This is a genomic window from Hespellia stercorisuis DSM 15480, assembly GCF_900142165.1.
In the GTDB taxonomy this organism is placed as follows: Bacteria; Bacillota; Clostridia; order Lachnospirales; family Lachnospiraceae; genus Hespellia; species Hespellia stercorisuis.
The window spans coordinates 21075-27634 of sequence record NZ_FQZY01000025.1; the positions used below are offsets into that span (position 1 = coordinate 21075).

Genomic DNA, 6560 nt, shown 5'->3' on the forward strand with positions numbered 1-6560 from the left:
TCCCACCTCTGAATCTATCTTGCCTTTGTGATACTGTCCTTTGGAATGTCACGATGCTCTATCTTGATTCCGTAATCTTCCTTATTCTCCAAATATTTGTAAAGTTCATTCGCCAGCGTCACTGATCTGTGCTGACCGCCGGTACACCCTACCGCGATCACCAGCTGGTGCTTTCCCTCCAAAATGTAGTTCGGGATCAGGAAATCCACCATATCTATGAACTTTGCGAGAAACTCTTTCGCCTTGTCATTGTCCATCACATAGTCCCGCACAGGCTTGTCGTTTCCGCTCTGCGGACGCAGTTCTTCTATATAATAGGGATTCGGCAGGAATCTCACATCCATCACCAGATCCGCATCGGCCGGGATTCCGTATTTGAATCCAAACGAGAGAATCGTGATATAAATGTTCTTAAATACTTTTCCGTCTATAAAAATCTTGCCCAGTTCCTGATTCAGTTCCCGGGTCAGCATACGGCTCGTATCGATAATGTAGCGCGCATTCTTCTTCACGTATTCCAGCTTTGTGCGCTCCTTTGCGATCCCCTTGTCCACACGGCCATCCCCCGCCAGAGGGTGAGAGCGGCGCGTCTCTTTGTATCGCTTTACAAGAACATCATCCGCCGCATCTAAAAACAGGATCTCGTATGGGATCCGGCGTTCCTTCATCTGCTGCAGCGTCTCGTCCAGCTCCTCAAATGCCTGTCCGCCGCGGACATCGATTCCAAGCGCCGCCTTGTCATACTCCGCATTCGGAACATTCAAAAGCTCTGCAAACTTCGGAATCAACTGTATCGGAAGATTATCCACACAAAAATATCCAGCATCCTCCAGCATCTTCAGTGCAGTACTTTTCCCAGCTCCGGACATTCCGGTCACAATAATCAATCGCATTAAAATTCTCCTAACCTCTTCACTTCCGGTTCCAAAACCACATGGAACTTCTCATTTACTTTTTCCGATACCTGTTTCATCAACTCCACGATATCCGCCGCCGTCGCATCGCCCCTGTTCACGACAAACCCGCAGTGTTTCTCGGAAACCTGTGCTCCGCCCACTGTGAACCCGCGCAGCCCAGCATCCTGAATCAGCTTTCCGGCGAAATATCCCTCCGGTCTTTTGAATGTACTTCCGGCACTTGGAAATTCCAATGGCTGTTTGGTGACACGCTGCTCCTTCAATTCATCCATCCGGTCCTTGATCTCAATCGGATCCCCCGGCTTCAGCTGAAGCTTTGCCGCCAGCACAATATATCCTTTTTTCGCAATCACGCTGGTCCGGTAGCCCAGCTCCAGTTCCTCACGCAGAAGAGTCACGACGCGCCCCTCATCCGTAAGTACCGTCACTTCCTGAAGAACATCCTTCATCTCCCCGCCGTACGCTCCGGCGTTCATCACCACCGCGCCGCCCAGCGTCCCCGGAATCCCTGCGGCGAACTCAAACCCGGCAAGGCTGCCGTTAAGCGCCTCACTGGCGATTCTCGACAGCAGGGCGCCTGCCTGTGCATACACCGTTCCCCGGGAGTCCACTGTTACCTCATTCATCGCACGGTATATCTGAATAATCACCCCGCGGTATCCGCGGTCCCCCACCAGAAGGTTGCTCCCATTTCCCAGAATATAGTAAGGGACATTCTCCTCCCTGCAGAGCAAAATGACTGCCTCTATCTCGTCCGCGCTTTTTGCCTCCACAAAGTAGTCGGCCGGACCACCCACACGGAACGTCGTGTGATTGCGCATTGGTTCATTCTTCAGCAGATTCGATTCTCTCGTAATCTCCCTCAGCTTCTGTTCAAAATTTTCATTCATCAGTGATTGCTCCATTCTATTTCTTTCCAATCATTTTTACGCTTATCATACAACATTCCTCCTGTAAATTCAACCTCACTTCCATTTTTGCAACGGCGAGGAATAAATTTTATTATTTCTCTCCCCCATCTACTGTTATCATAAAATACAGAGCTGTTGTTTTAACTACTTTGGTAAGCAGTTAAAACAACAGCTCTTATCAATTTCATTTTTTCCTGTGGTACATTATCAAATAGTTTACGATTTTACACAACATGAAATGTCATTTTATTTTTTCTTCAAACTCTTGTACCGAATTCACTCTCGCCGCTATTTTAAGCCATCTTTTTAAAATCTCCAAATCTTTTTGTTCTCTAATTTCACGAACAAATTCTCCTGGCACTGTTCCATATTCTTCAAGAAGTTCCAATATATCCTCCGCTTTTCCTTCTGCCTTTCCAAGCATATGTGCCTCTTCGCGCTGTACCTCAATGTCCATATCATAATCGTATTCTGCTATTAACATATTCCTGACCTCGCTTCCCTTCTTTTCTAAATAACCTACAAGGATTCCCCGATTCACACATTCTTCTATGGCTTTTTCTATTGCTGATGATAAATCATCTTTTCCTTCTGATTCCTGATACTTCCGAATTGTATCTATGAAGATTCCATACTCTTTTAATGTCGGACATCTTCCAGGAAGATCATGACCTATATCCGGGTTGATATTAATCACTTTCACCTGCAGTTCAAGTGTCGGATCGTCATCCTGTACTTGGAATGCATCTGAAATCCTTAATACAGTTTCCTTTTCTTTCCATTCTAATCCATTATAAAAGGTGTAAAATTCCGGTTTTGGAATCTTGACTTGCTGCTTTTTATAACGATCCTTCACTGGTACAATCTGTTCATATGCCCTTCCACAATACATCAAGTTTCTAAGTGGCATATTGGCATTTATTGTGGACTGTTGCTCTGAAAAGATAAGAATCTTATCCTCTACCCCAAAAGATGAGTCATTTTCAAAATTCATGTACAGCGTTTTATCTACACGCATCTTTTTTACCTTTGTCTCTAAAGGTAACTGTTCCTCATGGAGGGCGTTATAGAGCTCAATGTCTCTTGCATTTGCTCCATCATCCTGCATATACAGATCTGTGAACATACTGCTTTTATGCTCTCTGTTGGCTTTTGGTTCATTCTCTTGTTTGTTGTCCAGATACTCTTTGTTTTGATTCATAGAAATCCTCCTTTGTGGAATCCACAAAAGAAGTCTCTGTTTATAGTAATAGTATACCTAAGAGCGTACACCTAGACAAGCATCTTTTGCAAATTCATTTTATTGTTCAACTTTTGAAAATTGGCTGAAACGCCATATGACTTTATGACAAAAGACTTTGTCATGAAAGATAATTAAATTGTAGCAGATGCTATGTCAAAAAGCAATTGTAAATAATCTTAAGTTTCCGCAGAATTGCATGGCATCTGCTCCATTAAGGCTTGCAAATCTGGCATAAATGCGTTATATTAATTCCATGTAGCTTATTGAACAGATAGAACAAATTAAAAGATATTGAAAGAAGGAGTGAACTTTTCATTGGACTCGAGTGACGCCATACAAATTGTGATTCTTATCCTGCTGTTGATTTTATCGGCATTATTTTCATCCGCAGAGACATCTATGACCACCATCAACAAAATCCGCATCCGTTCCCTTGCCGACGACGGGAACAAACATGCAGCCGCTTTACTTAATATAACAGAGAACCAGTCATCCAAGATGCTGAGTGCGATTCTGATCGGCAACAATGTCGTGAATCTCACCGCCTCTTCTCTTGCGACCTCACTGGCCTACAGCGCCGGCGGTTACATGGTCGGAATCGTGACAGGTATACTGACTCTGGTTATTCTGGTATTCGGAGAGATTACCCCGAAGACCATGGCCACGCTCCACGCGGACAAGATGGCGCTTGCGTACACCCCGTTCATCAAAGTGTTCATGCTTCTGATGACTCCTTTTATCTTTATTATAAACGGAATCTCTCTGGGTATTCTGTTTTTGTGCCGGGTGGATCCCAACGCAAAGGATGATACCATGACCGAGGATGAACTCCGCACCATCGTGGACGTAAGCCACGAGGACGGCGTCATTGAATCTGAGGAAAAGGAGATGATCTACAACGTGTTCGATTTGGGCGACGCCAAGGCAAAAGATGTCATGGTTCCCCGTGTCCACGTGACCTTTGCCGATGTGGAAAGCACCTATGATGAACTGATTTCCATATTCAAGGAAGACAAGTTCACAAGGCTCCCAATTTTTGAGGACACTACGGACAATGTAATCGGCACGATCAACATCAAAGATCTTCTGCTCTTCGAGGACAAGAACACCTTCAAGGTGCGCGATATCCTGCGAGAGGCATATTTTACTTATGAGTATAAGAATATATCCGAACTGCTTGTGGAGATGCGTGACGCATCCTTCAACATCGCCATTGTTCTGGACGAATACGGCGAGACAGCCGGACTCATCACTCTGGAGGATATTCTGGAGGAGATCGTCGGTGAGATTCACGACGAATACGACGAGAACGAGGACATCTTCATCCGTGAAGTGAATAAGAACGAGTACATCATCGAAGGTTCCATGAATCTGGATGACCTGAATGACAGCCTTGATATCGAGTTGGAGTCCGAGGATTATGACTCTCTCGGCGGATTTATCATTGAACATCTGGATCGTCTCCCCGAGGTCGGCGACGAGATCACTACTGTTGACGGGATTCGCATGGTCGTTGAGACACTGGACAAAAACCGTGTAGAAACCGTTCACGTTTATCTTCCGTCCACGCTGATCCGCAAAGCGGAGCAGCTGCTCGAGGAGGTAGTCGGGGAAGAATAATCCCCATGCACAGCAGCATTTTCCAATTATTGGCTTTTGCCTTTACAGATACAGCCCATCCTGATATGATACAGCCCTTGTCTACTTGGCAAGGATTGTATCACAGCAGGGTGGGCTTATTTATTTTTCCTTTTCATCTGTCGCGAATCTCTTCTCGCGCATATACTAATATGAAGAACTTCTAAAGGAACTATCCCATTATGCCTATCTCAATCATGCTGGATGCCGGGCACGGGGGATAGCAGTTGCGCAAAAATACAATCAAATTCCCAACATCTTACATACCTTTCGCAGTACCGACCGATAGAATCCCCAGATTACCAGTGTTATGGCTATAATTACCAGAACGCAGCTGCGTACACCTGCTAATTCGCCTGCCGTTAATCCGCCATCATTTCCAAACATAATGAAAAAGTATAGTGCAAATGTCAAGCTGGTTCCTATCAGCACAGGCATTTTGAACACTTTTAGAATCTGGCTCTTTGCACAGTTATATAAGTAGGTTCTTCCTGCGCCTAAGTACTTGAGGTCCGCATACATTTGGCGATTATACATGGCCACTGTGATACATCTGGTGTAGGCAATCACAAACACAGCCGCAAAGCAGATGAGGGCAATGAAGATAAAGAGCATCAAATATACAGACATGGTTCGGTACATATCCTGCAATTCCATAACGCGAAACATAGGCGCATATTTCCAAAAGAGGCGGAAAGAAGAAGTATCCTTGTCTTTATAAGAGATCTTATATTCTTCCATATCACCATAGTAGGTCTCCCCGTTTGCCTCCGCATTTCGTTTCACAATGCGGTCATAATGAGAAGCCACTTCACTTGCCACGCTGGAGCGTTCAATAATTTCATTATATAACGCCTTGGAAAATGATTTTCTTATTCAATTTGCCAAATCTATGCTGAGGGAGGGATAAACACATGATATCGGTATATCTGAGCATCATTATTTCGTTCATAGGCGGCTATTATATGGGACAGCTGTTGTCCTCTTTTGTGTCTCTAAGACCTAACAGGCTGCTTCGATTCCTTGTGTATTTTTCTCTTGGACTTTTAAGTAATACCGTAATATTCAATCGCGACATTGTAAACATCACCTACGCATATATTGCATTGTGTCTGGTTCTGCTCATTGGATACCGTGGTCCTTTGCTGCACAAATTTTCTGCATCTGTCATTCTCTATCTATTTGTTCCGGCCTTTAATTATATGCTGTATTACTTATGGTTTCCCGGGTGGATCCATCTTAGAACGTCTCCGATTCACAACAATTTTTTGGTGATTTGGTTGACATTTTCACGCCCGCTTTTGATTGTATTGTTGTGGTACGGTATCTATCGCCTATTCTATCAGCGTATTCAGACTTTACGAGTCTATGCGAGTACCAGAATATGGATTCTTTTGGATATCATTTCTTTTGGACCGCTACTCCTGTCAGGGTATATTATAGTTACCACAAGCGATAAGATGCAGCCCTATTCGATGTTTATTATGGCCGTCAGCATCCTCACGGAAATTGGCATCCTCTATCTGGTCGCATATATGGCAGAGAGTATGCGTCTTACAATAGAAAATAAAAATCTGAAAGTTCAGCAGGAATATTACCATGAGCTGGAGCAGAACCAACTGCAGATCCGAAAGCTCCGTCATGATATGAACAACCATTTGGGCATCATTGGGGAATATGTGAACTACATCGGCAATTGAATTACCGAGCATCAGATATATATGGCTTCGCCATACAGCTTCTGGGTGCGTCCATAACACCTTTACTGCTACTTTTCAGTTACACAGCTACTTTTATTATTTCTGGAGAAGATAGTCCGGATACGGACATTTTCTTTTCCACACCGGATAC

Annotated in this window: 6 protein-coding genes; 2 read left to right on the plus strand and 4 right to left on the minus strand. The window is 44.2% G+C overall.

Features of this window, described 5'->3' with window-relative positions:
* Window positions 1-14: 14 nt before the first annotated feature.
* From rapZ to BUB85_RS09665, 3 genes are all read right to left on the minus strand, one after another.
* On the minus strand, window positions 15-893 hold the full coding sequence (gene rapZ / locus BUB85_RS09655) for an RNase adapter RapZ (RefSeq protein ID WP_073109282.1): 879 nt from the start codon (window positions 891-893) through the stop codon (window positions 15-17).
* Window positions 893-1807: a UDP-N-acetylmuramate dehydrogenase gene (murB, locus tag BUB85_RS09660; RefSeq protein WP_073109394.1), complete on the minus strand. Its 915-nt coding sequence runs from the start codon at window positions 1805-1807 to the stop codon at window positions 893-895. Before murB ends, rapZ begins: the two co-directional genes overlap by 1 nt.
* 262 nt (window positions 1808-2069) lie before the next feature.
* On the minus strand, window positions 2070-3029 hold the full coding sequence (locus BUB85_RS09665) for a hypothetical protein (RefSeq protein ID WP_073109285.1): 960 nt from the start codon (window positions 3027-3029) through the stop codon (window positions 2070-2072).
* Between the two features lie 357 nt (window positions 3030-3386).
* Between BUB85_RS09665 and BUB85_RS09670 the strand changes: the two genes are divergently transcribed.
* Window positions 3387-4691, plus strand: a complete 1305-nt coding sequence (locus BUB85_RS09670; protein WP_073109288.1) for an HlyC/CorC family transporter — start codon at window positions 3387-3389, stop codon at window positions 4689-4691.
* A 261-nt stretch (window positions 4692-4952) separates the two neighbouring features.
* Here BUB85_RS09670 and BUB85_RS09675 read toward each other — a convergent pair whose 3' ends face one another.
* Window positions 4953-5531 carry a hypothetical protein gene (locus BUB85_RS09675; RefSeq protein WP_073109291.1) on the minus strand — a complete coding sequence of 193 codons (579 nt, stop codon included), beginning with the start codon at window positions 5529-5531 and terminating at the stop codon, window positions 4953-4955.
* 92 nt (window positions 5532-5623) lie between these two features.
* Here BUB85_RS09675 and BUB85_RS09680 point away from each other — a divergent pair, with 92 nt between their 5' ends.
* A complete protein-coding gene (locus BUB85_RS09680) occupies window positions 5624-6409 on the plus strand; it encodes a hypothetical protein (protein ID WP_073109294.1) in 786 nt (261 codons plus the stop codon).
* Window positions 6410-6560 lie beyond the last annotated feature (151 nt).